The organism is Buttiauxella sp. BIGb0552, assembly GCF_004366275.1.
GTDB lineage: Bacteria > Pseudomonadota > Gammaproteobacteria > Enterobacterales > Enterobacteriaceae > Buttiauxella > Buttiauxella gaviniae.
In genome coordinates this window covers 78,866-99,107 of the sequence record NZ_SODY01000004.1, presented here as the reverse complement: position 1 = coordinate 99,107, position 20,242 = coordinate 78,866, and the positions used below count along the sequence as shown (strand labels likewise).

The 20,242-nt window shown below is 50.4% G+C and carries 14 protein-coding genes and 4 pseudogenes; 5 read left to right on the top strand and 13 right to left on the bottom strand.

The features are described from left to right. Window positions 1-17: 17 nt before the first annotated feature. Together EDF88_RS12570 and EDF88_RS12565 are read right to left on the bottom strand one after the other, a co-directional pair. A complete protein-coding gene (locus EDF88_RS12570) occupies window positions 18-1,475 on the bottom strand; it encodes an MFS transporter (RefSeq protein WP_134184957.1) in 1,458 nt (485 codons plus the stop codon). Window positions 1,476-1,619: 144 nt separating this feature from the next. Continuing rightward, window positions 1,620-3,269, bottom strand: a complete 1,650-nt coding sequence (locus EDF88_RS12565; protein ID WP_134184955.1) for a signal transduction protein — start codon at window positions 3,267-3,269, stop codon at window positions 1,620-1,622. 566 nt (window positions 3,270-3,835) lie between these two features. Here EDF88_RS12565 and EDF88_RS12560 point away from each other — a divergent pair. Continuing rightward, window positions 3,836-5,200: an MFS transporter gene (locus tag EDF88_RS12560; protein ID WP_134185585.1), complete on the top strand. Its 1,365-nt coding sequence runs from the start codon at window positions 3,836-3,838 to the stop codon at window positions 5,198-5,200. 42 nt (window positions 5,201-5,242) lie between these two features. On the opposite strand, the pseudogene EDF88_RS12555 reads toward EDF88_RS12560, so the two are convergent. The 4 genes and pseudogenes from EDF88_RS12555 to guaB all read right to left on the bottom strand — a co-directional run. After that, window positions 5,243-5,904: pseudogene (locus EDF88_RS12555) on the bottom strand (IS3 family transposase); the annotation flags it as partial. A gap of 52 nt (window positions 5,905-5,956) precedes the next feature. Further along, window positions 5,957-6,595 (bottom strand): annotated as a pseudogene (locus EDF88_RS12550) (Arm DNA-binding domain-containing protein); the annotation flags it as partial. Window positions 6,596-6,901: 306 nt separating this feature from the next. Further along, window positions 6,902-8,479, bottom strand: a complete 1,578-nt coding sequence (gene guaA / locus EDF88_RS12545) for a glutamine-hydrolyzing GMP synthase (protein ID WP_064513022.1) — start codon at window positions 8,477-8,479, stop codon at window positions 6,902-6,904. 68 nt (window positions 8,480-8,547) lie between these two features. After that, window positions 8,548-10,014 (bottom strand): IMP dehydrogenase, encoded by a 1,467-nt coding sequence (gene guaB / locus EDF88_RS12540; RefSeq protein ID WP_064513024.1) that lies wholly within the window; start codon window positions 10,012-10,014, stop codon window positions 8,548-8,550. Window positions 10,015-10,183: 169 nt separating this feature from the next. Here guaB and xseA point away from each other — a divergent pair, with 169 nt between their 5' ends. Next, window positions 10,184-11,566 carry an exodeoxyribonuclease VII large subunit gene (xseA, locus tag EDF88_RS12535; RefSeq protein WP_134184951.1) on the top strand — a complete coding sequence of 461 codons (1,383 nt, stop codon included), beginning with the start codon at window positions 10,184-10,186 and terminating at the stop codon, window positions 11,564-11,566. Window positions 11,567-11,569: 3 nt separating this feature from the next. On the opposite strand, the gene EDF88_RS12530 is transcribed toward xseA, so the two are convergent. Next, window positions 11,570-11,791 (bottom strand): zinc ribbon domain-containing protein, encoded by a 222-nt coding sequence (locus tag EDF88_RS12530; protein ID WP_064513030.1) that lies wholly within the window; start codon window positions 11,789-11,791, stop codon window positions 11,570-11,572. A gap of 152 nt (window positions 11,792-11,943) precedes the next feature. On the opposite strand from EDF88_RS12530, the pseudogene eutB reads away from it, so the two are divergent. Together eutB and EDF88_RS12520 are read left to right on the top strand one after the other, a co-directional pair. Next, window positions 11,944-12,068: pseudogene (gene eutB / locus EDF88_RS12525) on the top strand (ethanolamine ammonia-lyase subunit EutB); the annotation flags it as partial. Then, a pseudogene (locus EDF88_RS12520) lies at window positions 12,044-12,273 on the top strand (ethanolamine ammonia-lyase light chain EutC); the annotation flags it as partial. The pseudogenes eutB and EDF88_RS12520, both read left to right, overlap by 25 nt. Before the next feature lie 53 nt (window positions 12,274-12,326). On the opposite strand, the gene EDF88_RS12515 reads toward EDF88_RS12520, so the two are convergent. Further along, a complete protein-coding gene (locus EDF88_RS12515; RefSeq protein ID WP_166671972.1) occupies window positions 12,327-13,235 on the bottom strand; it encodes a transporter substrate-binding domain-containing protein in 909 nt (302 codons plus the stop codon). Window positions 13,236-13,533: 298 nt separating this feature from the next. On the opposite strand from EDF88_RS12515, the gene EDF88_RS12510 reads away from it, so the two are divergent. After that, window positions 13,534-14,145, top strand: coding sequence for a lysozyme inhibitor LprI family protein (locus EDF88_RS12510; protein WP_134184947.1), 612 nt, complete (start codon window positions 13,534-13,536; stop codon window positions 14,143-14,145). Window positions 14,146-14,214: 69 nt separating this feature from the next. Here EDF88_RS12510 and der read toward each other — a convergent pair whose 3' ends face one another. The 5 genes from der to ispG all read right to left on the bottom strand — a co-directional run bounded on the left by der (window position 14,215) and on the right by ispG (window position 20,205). Beyond that, window positions 14,215-15,720 carry a ribosome biogenesis GTPase Der gene (gene der, locus EDF88_RS12505; protein ID WP_064513036.1) on the bottom strand — a complete coding sequence of 502 codons (1,506 nt, stop codon included), beginning with the start codon at window positions 15,718-15,720 and terminating at the stop codon, window positions 14,215-14,217. Between the two features lie 122 nt (window positions 15,721-15,842). Beyond that, a complete protein-coding gene (gene bamB, locus EDF88_RS12500; RefSeq protein ID WP_064513038.1) occupies window positions 15,843-17,024 on the bottom strand; it encodes an outer membrane protein assembly factor BamB in 1,182 nt (393 codons plus the stop codon). Window positions 17,025-17,034: 10 nt separating this feature from the next. After that, window positions 17,035-17,655: a YfgM family protein gene (locus tag EDF88_RS12495; protein ID WP_034459176.1), complete on the bottom strand. Its 621-nt coding sequence runs from the start codon at window positions 17,653-17,655 to the stop codon at window positions 17,035-17,037. 36 nt (window positions 17,656-17,691) lie between these two features. Beyond that, complete coding sequence (hisS, locus tag EDF88_RS12490; protein ID WP_134184945.1) at window positions 17,692-18,966, bottom strand: histidine--tRNA ligase; 1,275 nt, start codon at window positions 18,964-18,966, stop codon at window positions 17,692-17,694. A 117-nt stretch (window positions 18,967-19,083) separates the two neighbouring features. Beyond that, window positions 19,084-20,205 (bottom strand): flavodoxin-dependent (E)-4-hydroxy-3-methylbut-2-enyl-diphosphate synthase, encoded by a 1,122-nt coding sequence (gene ispG / locus EDF88_RS12485; RefSeq protein WP_064513042.1) that lies wholly within the window; start codon window positions 20,203-20,205, stop codon window positions 19,084-19,086. Window positions 20,206-20,242 lie beyond the last annotated feature (37 nt).

The following is a 20,242-nucleotide window of genomic DNA, read 5'->3' as shown; positions in this document are numbered from 1 at the left end:
CTCTGCGGCCCGGACGGTTAATGTTTAGAAGTTGAGGCCGGGGATTCATGACCCTGCAGGGCGATTGCCGGGCTGGCGTCATGTTCTTGATCGTTTTCGTCGCCCACCGCATGGCCGAAGACTTCTGGCAGCAGGAAAATGGAGGCGAGGAAGGCGCAGAACGGCGCGATAGCGATAATCATTGAGGCCACCGGCACGCCAACCGCTTCAAACAGGGTCGGGAATACCAGAGTGGTGACGAAGGCGGTGACCTTGACGATGGTGTAGCCGATACCGGAAGCCACGCCACGGTAGCGCGGTTTTGCCACCAGGGAGATGACCGTCATCCCGCTTTCAGAGTCCCAGTAGTGGCCCCACAGCATCAGCGCTGCGCCGAAGATAATAAAAGCGAAGCTGCTGCTATAGACGCCCCACGCCGAAATCGAGATACCAATGGTCACCAGCAGGAAGCCATATTTGCTCAGCCCTTTATGGCCGAGTGTCGGCAGCAGCAGTGGGCCAACGAACGCCGAGAGCGCGGCGATACAGTTCACCGCCAGCAGAGCGAGGTTGTTCTGGATCTGCCCGGAAATACCGATGGTGACGAGGATCAGCGGCAGGAAGAACGAGAAGGCATAGTTCTCAAACGACTGTACGGCGCAGGAGAACCAGCCGAACAGGGTTGTGCGGCGGGTAAACGGGCGGCGGAACAGATCGTGCAACGTCTCTTTGAGCGTCGGGTCGGCGATAGCGACGTTTTCGTTGGGCAGAATGTCGTCCAGCAGGCGGCCATCCTGTTCGCCGTAATATTCGCGGGAAGCTTTTTTAGCTTCGATAAAGCGGCCGCGTTCCACAAACCATGCTGGCGTTTCCGGTAGCTCCCGACGCATAAACAGCAGCAGACAGGCAGGGATCGCCGGAACCGCCAGCACGATACGCCAGATCATATCCGGGTGAACATCAAGCGCGACCAGAGTAGTGACCAGCAGAATAGCGGCGATAATTCCCAGCGCGAACATAAACTGCCAGCGGTTCGCCATCACCTCGCGTTTGCCTTTCGGCATGACTTCCATGATGTAGGTAAAGCCGTTGGCCACGTCCGCGCCCACCGGGATCCCGGCGAGGCAGCGAATAATCGCCAGCCAGTATATATTGGGCGCCAGGCCCTGGAGAACGGCGAAAATCGCGAACAGGATCATCGACCAGAGGAAAATTTTGCGTCTTCCAAGCTTATCGGTCAGCCAGCCACCGACCAGTGCGCCGATAACCGCGCCAAGCTGAGTACCGGCGGCGGTAAAACCGAGCAGCCAGCTGCTGGGTTCATAAATATCTTTCAGGGCGAATAAGATAAACGCCATGGAATAAATATCCCATGACTCAATTAATAATGCGGTGATCATTAGCCATCCCGCTTTGGTACAGCCGGGGGCTTCCTGTAGGTCGAGCCGTTTCTTTGCCTTTTTGATGATAAATTCAATGTGTTGCTGCTGATACATATAATCCTCTCTCGTCCGGGCAAGCAAAAGGCCCGCCCGAACAGATGCGCGTTGACCCGCTCTTTATGGGCGATAAAGAGGCGAATTAAGCGGATGTTTGCCAGGATCGCTAACAACGTAAAAATTACATAAGCGAATCAGTTTTTATTTCATTAATAAATGAGCATCGCCTGCGATAAAGACTTTTATATTTTGCGTCAGCGCCTGGGCAATAAAGGCGTTCAGCACTTCGGATAAAACCTCCTCCTCTACGTAAGCCAGACTGAGATGGTTGCTCTGGTGTCCCGCCATTAAATCGTCGCGCGAAACCCCGTCGAGAACGGCGTTGAGTAGCGGCCACTCGTAGTTTGTCGCCTTGCGGCGGCGTTCGAACTCGTCATGCGGTAGTTCGACGGCGGTACCGGTGCCGATGTGCAGGATCACCTGAGTGCCTTCATAGTGCGCGCGCGCCCAGATAAAGCGCCCGGCTTTGCCCTGTCCGGCGATAGTTGAACCGCCGGAGGGGAAGAACATCGGCGGCTGGCGATAGCCGGTGGCTCCGGCGATCCCGCCTTTCAGATGGGCGAACGGGACCGCACCGGAGATCTCCAGATCCCAATAAAATGTGCCGTTGTATTCGCTACCCCAGCGGATATCGTGGAGAGTGGTTTCGCTTTCCATGCCCAGTGCGCCGAGCAGCTTCGCCAGCATTACCTGCGGGATGGCGCTGCCCATATCCACCTCGTTGATGCAGGGGATTGGCGCATCCGGGCAGATAATCTCGCCGTGCTCATCCGGGATCGGGAAGCGCTCGGCGTTGCCGATAGCACCCTCTGCAAAATCAGAGGCCGCACAGCTGTCTTTGAGCCCCTGTTGATACTGCACGCCAACCGCCGTCAGCCCGAATCGCTTCACGAAACGCGCCATAGCGATCATCATTGCGCACTGTTGCAGCACCTGCTCCCGGGTGAGATCCTGCGCACTGTCAGGGCCGAATTCAAACTGCATTCCGCGAGTTTCGTACCAGTCGAGGCAGGCTTCGCGCAGGGCGGTCGGTACCTTATTCATCTCAACCAGCAGCGCCGATTGCGATAGCGACTCCACCGGCATCCCCACATCGATCATCGCTTTTTGCGGGAAGACACCGTTGATCATCCCCATACAGAAGGTGTCGAACAGACCGACAATGGCTTTGTGTTTGATGATCGACTGCCCAACTTTGACGCCAATCTGCCCGGCTTCGCTGGCCAGCAGCGGCGCGCTAGGGGCGACCGGATGCAGATAGCCGAGCTTATGGCTGAGGTGGCCATCGCGCAGCCAGGTCTCTAAGCCACGAATAAACGCGTCATCGGCGAAGGTTTCTGACCACAGACGCGAGTAGTTGCGCTCAAGGCTGGTGAGGCATCCGGCCATGCAGAGCATGCCGACCAGGCCCGGCCAGGTGCCATCGAAATTGGCGAGCAGCAAAATGTGGCCGCGATGATGCACCAGCGAAGGAGCAAGATGGTGAGAGTATTGCCAGGCGGTCAGCAGGACGATAACCGGCGCATCCGGATCGATTTGGGCGAACAGATCGCTACCTTCCTTCTGGCTGCTGATAAACCCGTGACCGCGGCTCTCATTCACTGGATGGGCACGACGCAGTCGGTAGCCTAATGTTTCCAGCGCCGCTTCCAGACGTTGTTCAAATAATTTTTGTGTGGGCCAGCAGGTGACGTTAGCCGGTTCGCGGAGATCCGCATTGGTAACCATTAAAACTTCGCCTGATTTCGGGGTAATAAACTCGGCTTCCGCGGGTAACGTTAAATTCAACATGTGAATTTCTCCTGTAGGGGATAGGTAGCTTAGTTATCGTTCATCGTGCTGCGCATGGTTTTGTGCAGTATCAGCCGCTTCTTTGGTTGCTGATTTCATTAGCTAACTCGAATTAGCAAATTAGGGTAAAAAAAAGACAGGGACAAAGCCTTTACCGTGATTTTGTGATGGCTATCAATATAGTTTTGTTAATGTATTGATATTTATGTTTTTATTTAATTTATTTTGAGTGTGGGGGAAAAATGTCTGTAAAAGCGTTGCGAAGGTGGGAAAAAGGGTGAAGAGAGATGGATTGATTATGCTTGATCACCGAATAACAGATATTTCATTTATTTTTAATGGGTTATAACGTATTTTTGCTCGCCTTGCTGCCCTCGGTGATTTGCATGAGTGTTAAAATTTAACCGATCCTGGTCACACTCTCTTAGCATTTACGTTGTGAATCTCTGTATCTTGTTATAATTAGCTAATTCGAGTTAGCTTTACTGGCGATTTTCCCTTCGCCGCTGCTGTTAGCCAGGCGTCGCCCGATTTAACAATAATGATTCAGGACAGAGGATTTAATGATGACTATGCTTACCTCGCCAGCCATTACCCCTGCAAAAGATGAACAAACATCGCTACAAAAGCATGAACGAAGAAAACTGATCACCGTGCTAGGCTCGGGTTTATCCGGCACAACCATCGAGTTTTATGACTTTTTTATTTACGGTACCGCCGCCGCTCTGGTGTTCCCGTCACTCTTTTTCCCCAATCTCTCACCGCTGATGGCGCTACTGGTATCCTTCCTGACGCTGTCAATCACCTTTGTGAGCCGACCCATCGGAGCCATCGTTTTTGGCCACTACGGCGATAAAATTGGCCGTAAAAAATCGCTAGTGCTGTCGCTGATGATTATGGGGATCTCGACGTTCTGCATTGGACTCATCCCCAGCTATGACACCATCGGCAACGCCGCGCCGCTGATCCTGATCTTTTTACGCCTTTGCCAGGGATTTGCTATCGGCGGCGAGTGGGGCGGGGCGACCACGCTTATCACCGAATATGCGCCACGCAACCGTCGTGGCTTTTTTGGCACTTTTGTCCAGTTAGGTAACGTGCTTGGATTGTTTATTGCGACAGCCGTTTTCGCGCTGGTGGTGATGTTGCCGGAAGATGACCTGATGTCCTGGGGCTGGCGCGTACCTTTCCTGCTGAGTATCGCGCTGCTGTTCGTGGGGATGTTTATCCGTTCGCGCATTGAAGAGACGCCGGTATTCCAGGAAAATCAGAAACAGCAGCAGAACGCGCCAAAAGCGGCGGAGCAACAGTTTCCGATTCTCGCTGTGCTGAAGCACCATCGCAAAGCGGTGTTTCTGGCAATGGGCATGCGCATGGGGGAGATTGTGCTGGGCTGGTTGACGGTGGCGTTCTTCATGTCGTACGTCACCAGGGAGCTGAACTTCACCCGTGAAACGGCGCTAAATGGTCTGCTGTTGGCCAGCTTTGTCGGTATCTTTACCTTCCCATTCTTTGGCTGGCTATCCGATAAAATTGGCCGTCGCCCGGTGTATCTTGCAGGGGCTGCCATCACGCTGATCTTTGCCTTCCCGCTGTTCTGGATGATCGATTCCGGCTCGGTGAAAATGTTTATGTTCGCCACCACCTTCTGCTATTCCATTGGGCTGGGAATGATGTTCAGCGTTCAACCCGCTTTCTTTTCGGAGCTTTTTGACACCAGCGTGCGCTATACCGGCGTGTCGTTAGGTTTCCAGTTGGCGAATATCGTCGGGGGGTTAACGCCGATGATCGGCACTTTGCTGCTGGTGTGGTCCGGCGGCGAGTCGTGGCCTATCTCGCTGTTTCTTGCCTGTATGGCGCTGATTACCATTCTCTGCGTATGCGTGACGCGGGAAAGCTATAACGATGAACTCAATGAGGTGAAGAAGTAATTTGTGAAGGTTTGCCCCGCCGTTGGCGGCGGGGCAAACATATCAGAACAGATTAAACTTATATTCGATAATCACTTCCGAGGAGAGCGAGTTGGCCCGGCTGTAATGACCGTCGGTCAGCACCGGGGTTTTGCCATTCATCTTATAAGACCAGCGCCGGTTACTTTCAGCTACCGCCACGCGCCCCTTGTGCGCGCACTTCCGGCGAGGCTCAGCAGGTTTACGCTCAAGAAGCAGATGGTATGCTCTCATAATGCGATACACCCGCTTCGCATTAACCACAGCCAGGCCATCCCGCTCTGACTCCCGTCGCAGCATCGCCCACACGCGGCGATAGCCATACGTCGGCAAGTCAGACACCGCCGTGTTTATCCGGGATAACACGGCGCTATCGTCAGAGCGGGGTTGACGTCTGCGATCCTGCCAGTCAGGTGGCCGGTGAACTCTGATGCTCAGTTGCGCACGCGACACGCCAATACTCCGGCAGACGTCGGTCAGTCGTCGTCCCCGGGCAACAAGGGCGCATGCGCTATCCATTTTTTTGCCCGGCCGAACTCCATGGCCTCTTTGAGTATCTCAGCTTCCATCGTCTTTTTGCCCAGAAGACGCTGAAGTTCGCGGATTTGCTTATTGGCCGCAGCAAGTTCAGACGCGGGTACGACCTCTTCACCTGATGCCACGGCGGTCAGAGAACCGTCTTCATACAGATCCTACCAACGTAATGTGTCCACTATTCGCGGGTAGGATCAGTTTAAGATACATCAGACCGATTTCAATTGGCGTCAATGCCCTGTCACGAGGCTCAAATTTCGCTATGCTTGCAGGCCGTACCAAATCAGCTGGATTATCCACCTTCTGACCGCGCTCAATAGCCCAGCGATAGACTTGCAATACAATCTCTCTGGCGTGCACAGCTGTCGCCGGTGCCCCTCTCTCGACAATGTTATCGGTTAATGCGCGTAAGTCTTCATGTGTAATCTCGGTCAATTTCTGCTGCGCAAATTTTGACTTCAACTCCCTTTGATATACCGAACGCCGCATATCACGCATCGATTCTGCCATTTGATAACCGCGTAACCATTTCTCGGCCCACGCACCAAAAGTCTCCGCATCTGTGATACGCGCTTTATCTCTGGCTTTTTCCCTCGCAGGCGATCTTCCACCGACAACCATTTTTTTAGCTTCATTGAGCCGTTCACGCGCTTCTGCAAGCGTGATCCCTCCCACACCATAGCGGCCAAATGTAACGGTCTCCTGTCTTCCGTTTATTGAATAGTTATAACGAAATGAGATTGTTCTAGCCGGAGTCACCGCAACATATAGACCATCACGATCATTAACTTTATAGAGTTTCTCCTTCGGCTTAAGGTGACGCAGCCTGGTGTCAGTCAACATGGTTTATTGTTTTCCTTTATCAAAAAATACCATGTTGTAAAAAATTCAGAAAAGTTATTTAACTATCTGTTTTTAATTGATTTATAAAAAACAAATACCATAACTCAACCGAAATTTATCACATGGTACTTTTTCAAACCTGAATTCGAAACCAGAGAGTACCATCAAAAATCCCATTGAAAAAACCGTGATTCCCGTTGCTAACAGCTGCCAGAAAGTGCCAGACATAAAAACAAAAAAGCCCGCAATTACGCGGACTTAGGTATTTTTAATGCTTATCGGTACCAGCTGTTGCCAGACGCGAAATCATTCCCACTCGATAGTTGCTGGCGGTTTGCCAGAAATATCGTAAACCACACGGGAAATGCCGTTAACTTCGTTGATAATGCGGTTGGATACACGGCCAAGGAAATCGTATGGCAGATGTGCCCAATGCGCGGTCATAAAGTCGATGGTTTCAACTGCACGCAGTGATACAACCCAATCGTATTTACGACCGTCGCCCATAACACCAACAGAACGCACCGGCAGGAACACGGTGAACGCCTGGCTCACTTTGTTGTAGAGATCGGCTTTATGCAGCTCTTCAATGAAGATAGCATCAGCGCGGCGAAGCAGGTCGCAATACTCTTTCTTCACTTCGCCCAACACACGCACGCCAAGACCTGGCCCCGGGAACGGGTGACGGTAAAGCATGTCGTACGGCAGACCCAGCTCCAGGCCGATTTTACGCACTTCGTCTTTGAACAGTTCACGCAACGGCTCAACCAGACCCATCTTCATCTCTTTCGGCAAGCCGCCCACGTTGTGGTGAGATTTGATGACGTGTGCTTTACCGGTGGCAGAAGCCGCTGATTCGATAACGTCCGGGTAAATGGTGCCCTGCGCCAACCACTTCACATCTTCCAGTTTCAGTGCTTCTTCATCAAACACTTCAACAAACACGCGGCCGATGATTTTACGTTTCGCTTCTGGATCGTTCTCGCCTTTCAATGCGGACAGGAAACGCTCTTCGCCTTTAACGTGAATAATATTCAGGCCGAAGTGGTCGCCAAACATATCCATCACTTGTTCAGCTTCATTCAAACGCAGCAGGCCGTTATCCACGAACACACAAGTCAGACGGTCGCCAATCGCGCGGTGAAGCAGCATGGCGGTAACGGATGAATCCACGCCACCAGACAGGCCAAGAATCACCTTGTCGTTGCCCACTTGTTCACGCAAACGAACAATCGCGTCTTCGATAATTTTTGCCGGAGTCCACAGTGCTTCGCAACCGCAGATATCCAGAACAAAACGCTCCAGCAGACGCTGGCCCTGGCGGGTATGGGTCACTTCCGGGTGGAACTGCACGCCATAAAAACGTTTTTCTTCGTTTGCCATAATCGCAAACGGGCAAGTCTCGGTGCTTGCAACGGTGACGAAGTCAGAAGGGATCGCGGTGACTTTATCGCCGTGGCTCATCCAGACATCCAGCAAAGGTTTGCCGTCTGCACTCAGGGAGTCTTCAATGCCGCGAACCAGTGCGCTGTCAGTTTTCACTTCAACCTGCGCATAGCCGAACTCACGTTCGTTGGAACCTTCAACATGGCCGCCAAGCTGCATCGCCATGGTCTGCATGCCGTAGCACACACCAAACACGGGTACACCTGCAGTAAACACATATTCAGGCGCACGTGGGCTATTCAGCTCAGTAGTACTTTCCGGGCCACCAGAAAGGATGATACCGCTTGGATTGAATTCACGAATCTGTGCTTCCGTGACATCCCATGCCCACAGCTCACAGTAAACGCCCAGTTCACGCACACGGCGTGCAACCAGTTGAGTGTACTGAGAACCGAAATCAAGGATAAGTATGCGATGTTTATGGATATTTTCCGTCATTGACGCTTATTCCGAGGCAAGTGAAACAGAGAAAGAAAATCGCCTGGCATAAAGCCAGGCGAGGAGAATCAGGAGCCCATGCGGTAATTTGGGGACTCTTTAGTAATCGTCACATCGTGCACGTGACTTTCCTGAATACCCGCACCACTGATGCGTACAAATTCCGCTTTGGTACGCAGGTCGTCGATGGTAGCACAGCCGGTCAGACCCATGCAGGAACGCAGGCCGCCCATCTGCTGGTGAACTATCGCTTTCAGGTGACCTTTGTACGCCACACGACCTTCGATACCTTCCGGTACCAGTTTATCGGCTGCGTTGTCAGTCTGGAAGTAACGGTCAGAAGAGCCTTTGGACATCGCGCCCAGAGAACCCATACCGCGGTAGGATTTGAAAGAACGGCCCTGGTAAAGTTCGATTTCACCTGGAGATTCTTCAGTCCCTGCCAGCATACCGCCAACCATTACCGCAGATGCGCCAGCCGCGATGGCTTTAGCAATGTCACCAGAGAAACGGATACCGCCGTCAGCGATAACGGGAATGCCCGTCCCCTCCAGTGCTTCAACAGCATCAGCAACCGCAGTAATTTGCGGAACACCTACGCCGGTAACGATACGAGTAGTACAGATTGAACCAGGACCGATACCCACTTTAACCGCGCTCACACCGGCTTCAGCCAGAGCACGTGCACCAGCTGCAGTCGCGACGTTACCGCCGATGATTTGCAGGTCAGGATATTTAGCACGAGTATCACGAATACGTTGCAGAACGCCTTCGGAATGGCCATGAGAGGAGTCAATCAGTAAAACATCGACTCCAGCGGCTACCAGAGCGTCGATACGCTCTTCGTTGCCCGCACCTGCGCCAACGGCTGCCCCAACACGCAGGCGGCCCTGGTCGTCCTTACAGGCGTTAGGTTTACGTTCTGCTTTCTGGAAGTCTTTTACGGTGATCATGCCGAGCAGATGGAAATTGCTGTCTACAACCAGCGCTTTCTCAACACGTTTTTCGTGCATTTTGGATAACACGACATCACGCGCTTCGCCTTCTTTCACGGTAACCAGACGCTCTTTCGGAGTCATGTACACGCTAACAGGCTGGCTCAGATCGGTAACGAAACGAATATCACGGCCAGTAATAATACCAACCAGTTCGTTACCTTCGGTCACGACAGGGTAACCCGCAAAGCCGTTACGCTCGGTGAGTTCTTTAATTTCGTGCAGGGTGGTTGTCGGCAGCACGGTCTGTGGGTCAGTAACAACGCCACTTTCGTGTTTTTTGACGCGTTTGACTTCAGAAGCCTGGCGTTCAATCGACATGTTTTTGTGAATGAAACCAAGTCCACCTTCCTGAGCCAATGCAATGGCCAGACGGGCTTCCGTTACGGTATCCATTGCTGCGGACAGCATAGGAATATTCAAACGAATAGTTTTGGTCAATTGGGTGCTGAGATCGGCCGTGTTAGGCAGAACTGTAGAGTGAGCTGGAACGAGGAGAACGTCATCAAACGTCAGTGCTTCTTTAGCGATTCGTAGCATGGCAATATCTCAACCTGGGGTGAATGAGAACAGATAAAATATTGCCGCGGCATTATACAGAGCGGAATCGATTGCATCCACACTTTTTTCAGAAAACTCCTTGCCAAGTACGATATGGAAGGTACTATCGACCGAATAACTTGCTGATTTAGAATTTGATCCAGGTCACATGTCAACGATAAATATTCCATCAATTTTTACCGTCAGCCGCCTGAATCAGACGGTCCGCATGCTGCTGGAACAAGAGATGGGGCAAGTATGGATCAGCGGTGAAATTTCCAACTTTACCCAACCAGCTTCCGGTCACTGGTACTTCACACTTAAAGACGATACGGCTCAGATTCGCGGAGCGATGTTTCGCAACAGCAATCGGCGTGTAACTTTCCGCCCGCAACATGGGCAACAGGTTTTAGTGCGTGCCACCATCACGCTTTACGAGCCGCGTGGCGATTACCAGATAATCGTGGAAAGTATGCAGCCTGCTGGCGAAGGGCTGTTGCAGCAGCAGTATGAAGAATTAAAACAACGCCTCACAGTTGAAGGTTTGTTCGACCAAATTCACAAGCAGCCATTGCCTACGCCTGCACGCCAGGTTGGCGTCATCACGTCAAAAACCGGTGCTGCGCTGCATGACATTTTGCATGTGCTCAAACGTCGTGACCCCTCTTTGCCAGTGATCATTTACCCGACTGCGGTACAGGGCAACGATGCGCCATTGCAAATCGTTCGCGCCATCGAGCTTGCCAACCTTCGCAAAGAGTGTGATGTGCTGATTGTCGGACGCGGCGGCGGTTCTCTGGAAGACTTGTGGAGCTTTAACGATGAGCGCGTTGCACGGGCGATTTTCGCGAGTGCGATTCCGGTCGTTAGCGCCGTAGGGCATGAAACTGACGTCACGATCGCCGATTTTGTGGCAGATATTCGCGCGCCGACCCCTTCCGCTGCGGCGGAAATTATCAGTCGTAATCAGACAGAACTCCTGCGCCAGATTCAGTCTCACCAACAGCGTATGGAAATGGCGATGGATTACTATCTCGCCCAGCGCATGCAGCGTTTCACTCGTTTGTATCACCGTTTACAACAGCAGCATCCGCAGCTGCGTTTAGCGCGTCAGCAAACGACGCTTGAGCGCTTGCAGCAACGCTTAAATGTCGCGATGGACGCAAAACTGCGCCGCAGCAATCAGCAGCAGCAACGTTTGATGCAGCGTTTGAATCAGCAGCAGCCTCAGTCACGAATCCATCGCGCTCAAACTCGCTTGCAACAGCTTGAATACCGTTTATCGCAAGTCGTTACCGCACGGCTGAATAATACCCGGCAGCGCTTTGGCACCGCTATCGTCCAGCTTGAAGCAGTCAGCCCTCTGGCAACGCTTGCACGTGGTTACAGTGTGACAACGGCGACAGATGGAAAAGTGCTGAAGAAAACCAAACAGGTGCAGTCCGGAGATACGCTAACAACGCGTCTGGAAGATGGGTGGGTGGAAAGCCAGGTCACCGGCATTACACCGGTGAAACCTGTTCGCAAGCGTAAAGTTACGGCGAAAAGTTAGAACTTAGTTAGCAACAGGCACGAACTGAACACGTTTTTTTGAAATCAATCCGTGGCCGTTCTGGCAGAAATAGTCGACGGCCCCACAGGCTTTTAAGACTTCCAACGGTTTGTGGCAATCCGGGCAGCGGGCTTCCAGGTGAAAATCCTGCTGGCAGGCTTCGCAGTGCGCACCTGAGTCTGTTTGCAGCAACTGTTTTTCACAGTTTGGGCATTTCATTTCCATCATCACTCCTGACTACATTCAACGACAGTCTGCGGCTTAAACCGCAATAACTTATTGGGTTAATGATAAAGACAAACCGATCATTAAGCACCAACAACGCTTTGACGTTGCTCTCCCCCAAATGTCGCAACATGACTCCCTGAAAGGGTGTAACACTGCAGCTGATTGAACGTGGCGCACCCGTGGACTTAGTTTTCAGTCTGTAGCGGGAACCGAAGCCGCCAAAAGTGGTTTGGGAATTAATCTGGCTCTGATGCAAGAGGCTTACGATGCAGCGAACCGGAGCGCAAACGCCTGGGGTCAGAACGCAACTGTATTTCTAATATTCGCCCGGAAGGACTAAGTCATCATGCAGGCGCATTTAAACTCACCTGGTTACTAGAGCAGGCATTTTTGCGTCGTTTAACTGGTGTAAAACTGAAAGGGAAAGTTATAAGCCCGCTTTGCACCAAAAAGTCAGACCGCTTACCGGGCAGAAATGAGCATGTATAAAGTGGGCTATGTTATTTTTGTATTTTAATGGATATTAAGAAAACTATTGTTTTCCCGGTAACCCAGGAAACTCAGCGCTCCATTTTGCAATATCCTTCTTCAACTTCTCCGACATTGGCATGTTAATCAATATATTATCTGGCGAAATACGGGATAAAAACCATTTGTTATATATTCTGTTAAATTCACCTTCAGCAAATATTTCCATCATCGCATTGTTAACTTCTTTTTGTAGAGTGCGGGATTCATGGGATAACGCTAAAGCAAAGGGTTGTGCATCGATGAGATTATCATTGGAAAGAGCATATTCTTCGGGATTCGAACTCGTTGCCCTAAGCGAATACAGCAAAATATCATCAGCAACAAATACGGAGTTGTCTGTCAATTTCATATCTTCAAAGCCGGAAAGCGCTGATTGAGTTAAATGAGTGAAAAGTGAATAACCTAATTTAGTATTGAGTTTCGTCACCGCTTGCACCGCTATATCACCTGATGTAACGAAAATGGTGTGGCCGGAGAGCACTTTCGTGTTACTGAGGTGATTAGCTTTGTGGGAAATAAATGCGGTGGATGCGTAAAAATAAGGTATAGAAAACAAGAGATATTGCTGGCGCTCGATAGAGTTTGTAATGTTCGAGCACTCAATATCAGACTGGTGGTTTATCAATGACTGGAAGCGTGCTGCCGGGGCCACTTTAATCCACTTAATCTGAAGCGGCGTGCCGCCCATCTCCTTGCTGATATGCTGCGCAACGCTTTCACATAAATCAATTGCCACACCAGTAGGCTTACCTGCAAGCGTATAAGAGAAAGGAAATTCTCCATCTAAATACGACAAGGTTATACTGTGGCTGTTTTTAATGTTTTGAATTAAGTCATCAGCCTTTGCAAAAAAAGATAACAAAGAAGCAAACATTATCACAACATATTTTATTCCCTGCAGGATAGCCATTAACATTCTCACCGCGTATTTATGTGTTTTATTTTGTATAATTAATACATAGCAAAGAAGATAAAATCAAGGTTTCAACATCACTAAAATGTATCAGTGATAAATTAAAACCCCTTACCTTCATTTATGTTAGAAATAAATTATTTTTCATTAAAATTCAGGAGGGAGTTATTTAAAGATAATCATATTATGTAAATGATATGTGCTGAATATGGATTTATGACTTGTCGGGTATGGATTTGCTACTTATATTATAACTATCAACTGAATATCATCGGCTTCATCTAAAGGTTTGAGAATGAAAAAACTAACGTTAATTGCGCTTGCCCTACTTCCCCTGGCTTCATTCGCAACTCCTCCACAGTCATTCAATTTTAGCTGCGGAAAAACTGGGGGCGTATACAGCGACGGTAATGGTGGCGTTTGGGTTGATGGCCAAAAAGCGACGATTAAACAGAGCAGCCCAACCTATTGGGAGGCAACCAGTGGAAAAACGGTTATCAGTATTATGCGTTCAACAGAAGGCAACCCTGACATTTCTTATACAGGTCCAAACCGTATCCATGGTGTCTGTTTAGCCGAGGATGAAGTAAGTTTTGCGCCGGCTGCGCAGAAGAAAACCACAACGAATGCTGGCCCATCATTTTCTTGTGCTGCGGTAACTAAAGGCAGCATGGAAGACCTTATCTGCCAAAGCACCACGCTATCAGCAATGGATCTTAAGTTGACCGAAACCTACAAACAGGCGCTGGCAAAATCCCATAATAATTCAACGATTAAAGCCGAGCAGCGTGGATGGATTAAAGGAAGAAATGAGTGCTGGAAGGAAGATGATAAAAACGCATGCCTTGCAGGCTCTTATCAACAACGTTTGAGTGAACTGCAAAGTAAGTATCAAATTAAGGAATAACGGTTATAAAAAAACCCGGTGTAAAAACCGGGTTTTTTACTCTTCGTAAGCGGTTATCTCCGCGACGAATTATTTGCTTTTCTTGATGTGTTTAATCAAACGCTGGCGCTTACGCAACTGGTTCGGTGTCAGAGTGTTACGTTTGTTAGCAAACGGGTTCTCCCCTTCTTTGAACTGAATACGGATTGGCGTACCCATTACATCCAGCGATTTGCGGAAGTAGTTCATCAGATAACGTTTGTAGGAGTCTGGCAGGTCTTTTACCTGGTTACCGTGAATCACAACAATTGGTGGGTTATAACCACCGGCGTGAGCATATTTCAGCTTAACGCGACGGCCACGTACCAACGGCGGCTGGTGATCTTCAGCAGCCATAGACATAATACGCGTCAGCAGCGCAGTACTTACACGGCGCGTTGAGCTGTCATAGGCTTCACGAACGGACTCAAACAAGTTGCCCACACCGCTGCCATGCAGCGCAGAGATGAAGTGCACGCGAGCAAAGTCGATAAAGCCCAGACGATAATCCAGCGTTTCTTTAACTTGCTCTCTGACTTCGTTGCTCAAGCCATCCCACTTGTTGACCACAATTACCAGTGAGCGCCCACTATTCAGGATAAAGCCGAGCAGAGAGAGATCCTGATCGGAAATACCTTCACGCGCATCAATCACCAGTAATACAACGTTGGCATCTTCAATGGCTTGCAGCGTTTTGATTACCGAGAATTTCTCAACGGTTTCCGTGATTTTGCCACGCTTACGTACACCCGCGGTGTCGATAAGAATGAATTCACGTTCATCACGTTCCATTGGGATGTAGATGCTGTCACGGGTGGTGCCCGGCATGTCGTAAACCACAACGCGGTCTTCGCCAAGAATACGGTTAGTAAGCGTTGACTTACCTACGTTCGGACGGCCAACAATCGCCAATTTGATTGGGAGATCCTGAGGGTTGAAAGGTTCTTCTTCCTCTTCTTCAATCTCTTCGTCATCTTCAGACACAATGCCATGTTTAGCATTGAATGCTGCCCAATAGGCTGCATCTTCATCAATTTCTTCTTCCGGCTCACGCGGATTTTTTTCGTCGATGAAAGGAATCAGAACGTGTTCGAGAAGCGTTGTCACGCCGCGGCCATGAGAAGCAGCAATCGGGTGAATTTCACCTAAACCCAGGGAGTAGAAATCAATAACCGCCTGATCCGGGTCCATGCCATCAGTTTTGTTTGCCACCAGGAAGGTTGGCTTCTGACGAGAACGCAGGTGTTTAGCAATGGCTTCATCGGCAGGCATCAGACCAGCACGTGCATCCACCATAAACAGCACCACATCAGCTTCTTCAATCGCTAACAGCGACTGCGCAGCCATATGCGTTTCAACGCCGTCTTCCGTGCCATCAATACCACCGGTATCAATAGCAATAAATTCGCGACCTTCCACTTCAGCACGACCATACTTGCGGTCGCGAGTCAGCCCCGGGAAATCCGCGACCAGCGCATCTCGGGTACGCGTCAAGCGGTTAAACAACGTGGATTTTCCGACATTAGGGCGCCCGACAAGCGCAACCACAGGTACCATGATTAAAACCTCATAACTCAAAATTCATCTTCAAACGACGTCAAATCACATCGTTTCTAAAAACAGGAAACGGCTCCTGGACTACCGGAACCGTTTCGCACTTAAAAATACTTCAGGCAAATTTAACGCTTGATAGCGTACAACGTACCGTCTTTCGCCTGAATCAGCAGCTTGTCGCTGGCAACAACTGGCTCAGTCTGGAAACCAGAACTGTCCACTTTTTGTTGAGCAACAAAGCGGCCGTCATCGGCATTGATCCAGTGCATATACCCTTCGCTGTCACCTACAACTAGATAACCGTTGTACAAAACAGGAGAGGTCAGATTACGGTGCAGCAGGTCGCTTTGCGTCCACAGAGTTACACCGCCATCAGCATTCAGAGCAACAACGCGGTCATTCTGATCGACAAGGAAAATACGGTTCGCATCAACGATGAAATCGTTTACTGAACCCAACTCACGTTTCCACATCACCTGGCCTGAACGCAGATCCAACGCAGTCAGGTTGCCGTTATATGCCAGAGCATAGACCACACCATTAACAATGACAGGCGTGGTATCAACATCGCTCAGACGGTCAATTTCGGTAGCACCGGTTGCCTGAGAGATACGCTGTTGCCAAATAAGTTGGCCTTGTTTCATTAACACAGCGCTAACGCGACCGTTATCACCACCAACAACTGCGGCACCAAACGCTATTGCAGGTGCAGATTCACCGCGCAGAGAAAGTGCTGGCATATCCAGGTTTACGGTCCATTTCACTGCACCGTCAGTTTCATCAAATGCCTGAAGCTGGCCATTGCTGGTGTGAACCAGAACTAAACCGTCGCTGACCACAGGACGAGAAAGGACTTCGCCTGCAGCTTTGCTTTGCCACGCAATACTACCATCAGAGGTGTTAAGCGCATAAACCTGCGCTTTCTCACTACCAACGTATACGTGCGCACCATCAACCGTTACACCACCAGAAAGCAGTGCTGGCAGGTTGCTTGAGTAGAAGTTTGTCTTTTCAGACAGATCAACAGACCAGACTTCTTTACCATCATCCGCGTTAACGGCTTTAACGGTACCACGGCGGTCTGCGGCGTAAATGTTGCCGTCCTGCCATGCTGGGTGCAGATTGGAATAGAAATCACCAATACCGCTACCAACAGAAGTACTCCATGATTTTTCAGGTTCAAACTGGTTTTCAACTGTCGGCAGTGGAGACATCTTTACCACGTCTTCTTCACCGCTAAACAGTGAACAACCGCTGAGCAGCGTCAGAGAAATCAGCCCTGGTACAAGTAGTTTACGCAATTGCATCGGGTCCCTCTTAGCTCGACAAATTATTAATTTTCATCTGCATCATTTCGCGCAGGGCTGGAGAAGCATCAGTTTGTGAGCCTTTGCTCCACGCATCGCGTGCACCTTGCTTATCCCCTTTGCTGAGCAGCGCTTCACCGCGCAAATCAGCAACAATCGCTACCCAACCTTCGCCTTTAATACTGTCGAGGGTTTTCAGCGCCGCATCAGATTGCTTTTGTTGTATTTGAATACGCGCCAGACGTGCGTTGATCAGCGCCTGCAAATTTGCATCACTGGTGCTGCTTAGGCCTTGCTGCAATTGAGCTGCTGCTTTCGCCAAATCATTGTTATCAGCATATTTCTGAGCCAATTCCAATGACGCTAAAGCACCATATGTATTCTTCGTGCTTGCAGCGAATTTCTCTGCTGCACTCAGTGTTGCAGGTTGATCGGCACGCACAGCATCTGTCACAGTTTGATACTCGAGGGAAGAAGCCATCGAGCTTTCAACCTGGTGGCTGTTCCAATAACGCCAACCAACCAGTGCGCCAATACCTAATACGACACCAACCACTAGCGCTTTGCCGTTTTCAGCAAAGAAGCGTTTTACTGCATCAACCTGTTCGTTATCGTTTTCGTAAATTTCCACGCAGTCCTTCTCCTTAACGATTTATCACTGGGGAAATTAACCCAGTAGCGCCTGCAAATGAGCGACCGCGTTTACTTGCTCAACGGTAGTTTGCTCACCTGTGCGCAGATCCTTCACGACGACTTGACCATTTGCGACTTCAGTTTCACCCAGCACCAGGGCTGCACGCGCGCCCCATTTATCTGCACGGACGAACTGCTTCTTGAAGTTGCCACCGCCGTAGTTAGTCATCAGCTTAATAGCCGGGACCTGATCACGTAATTGCTCAGCTAACAGCATCGCTGCAGCTTGCGTTCCCTGACCTGACGATATCAGGTAAATATCGACAACAGATTCTGCTTTAAATTCCGGGTTGATAGCTTGAACCAGTAAAACAAGTCGTTCCAGACCCATAGCGAAGCCAACAGCAGGTGCCGCACGGCCACCCAGTTGCTCGACCAAACCGTCGTAACGGCCACCCGCGCAAACGGTGCCCTGAGAACCCAGGCTGCTTGTTACCCATTCGAAAACGGTACGGTTATAGTAATCCAGACCACGCACCAGGCGCTGATTCACGGTATACGCGATACCCGCAGCGTCAAGGTATTGGCAAAGGCCAGCGAAATGTTCACGAGAATCTTCATCCAGATAATCACCCAGCGTAGGTGCATCATCCAGCAGAGCCTGAACTTCCGGATTTTTAGAGTCCAGTACACGCAACGGGTTGCTGTACATGCGACGCTGGCAATCTTCGTCAAGCTTCTCTTTATGCTGCTCCAGGAACGCAACCAGCGCGTCACGGTAGTTAGCACGTGCTTCAAGCGAACCAATTGAGTTCAGTTCCAGGCTAACATGCTGGTCGATACCCAACGCACGCCACCAGCGCGCGGTCAGCATGATCAGCTCAGCATCAATATCAGGCCCTTGCAGACCAAAGACTTCGACACCCAACTGATTGAACTGACGGTAACGCCCTTTTTGCGGACGCTCATGACGGAACATCGGCCCGATGTACCACAAGCGCTGTTCCTGATTGTACAGAAGACCATGTTCGATACCGGCACGCACGCAGCCCGCGGTGCCTTCAGGACGCAGAGTCAGGCTATCGCCGTTGCGGTCCTCAAAGGTATACATCTCTTTTTCAACCACGTCGGTCACTTCACCGATTGCGCGTTTGAATAACGGGGTCTGCTCTACAATCGGCAAACGGATTTCACTGTAACCGTAGCTGCCGAGCACCTGTTTCAGAATGCCTTCAATGCGCTGCCAAATGGCGGTTTCGCCAGGCAGGTAATCGTTCATGCCGCGGATGGCTTGAATGTTTTTTGCCACGTTTATTCTCTACCGAATTTATACAAAAAATGAACCCGAAATCAGACTGTTTGCTTTAGCAAAACGTCTGGCGGGTTCAATCATACACGGGAAGCCGAATGCTTCCCATGTTTCGCACTATTTTTCCAACTGCTGGATACTAATCCGCTGCGATTCATCAAGCATGGAAGCCTTGGCACGAATACGCGCTTCAAGCTGCGCAATCATGTTTTCGTTATCCATTCGCTCGCGCTGACGCACACCGTCTTCGTAGAAACCACTCATCTTGTGGCCACCGGTCACACCTAAAGTGGAAACCAGCGCTTCGCCCGGCCCGTTCACCACACAACCAATAATCGAAACATCCATTGGCGTGATGATATCTTCCAGGCGCTCTTCGAGAGCGTTCACGGTACCGATCACATCGAACTCCTGGCGCGAACAGGTTGGGCAGGCGATAAAGTTAATACCGCGTGCACGGATACGCAAAGATTTCAGAATGTCGAAACCGACCTTGATCTCTTCAACCGGATCGGCAGCCAGTGATACGCGCAGCGTGTCACCGATCCCTTCGGAAAGCAGTAAGCCGAGGCCAATCGCTGATTTCACTGAGCCGCTACGCATGCCGCCAGCTTCGGTGATCCCGAGATGCAGCGGTTGATCAATTTGCTTAGCCAGTAAACGATAAGATTCAACCGCCAGGAAAACGTCGGAGGCTTTTACGCTCACTTTGAACTGATCAAAGTTGAGACGATCCAGATGATCCACGTGACGCATCGCCGATTCTAACAACGCCTGGGGCGTTGGCTCGCCATACTTTTCTTGCAGATCTTTTTCCAGCGATCCGGCGTTAACACCGATACGGATCGGAATGTTTTTGTCCCGGGCACAATCTACAACGGCGCGAATACGCTCTTCGTTGCCAATGTTGCCGGGGTTGATACGTAAGCAATCGACGCCATACTCAGCAACTTTGAGGGCGATACGATAGTCAAAATGGATATCAGCGACCAACGGGACGTTGACCTGCTGTTTGATAAGCTTGAACGCTTCTGCTGCGTCCATCGTTGGCACGGATATACGAACGATATCGGCCCCAACTCTTTCTAAGGCTCGAATCTGATTAACAGTGGCTTCAACATCAGTGGTTCGGGTGTTGGTCATAGACTGAACGGCGATCGGTGCCCCGTCGCCGATTGGCACATTCCCGACGTAGATCCGTTTGGATTTTCTACGTTGAATTGGGGCTTGATTATGCATTACAAATCTCCACAATTACGCGTCATGCTGGCTGCAA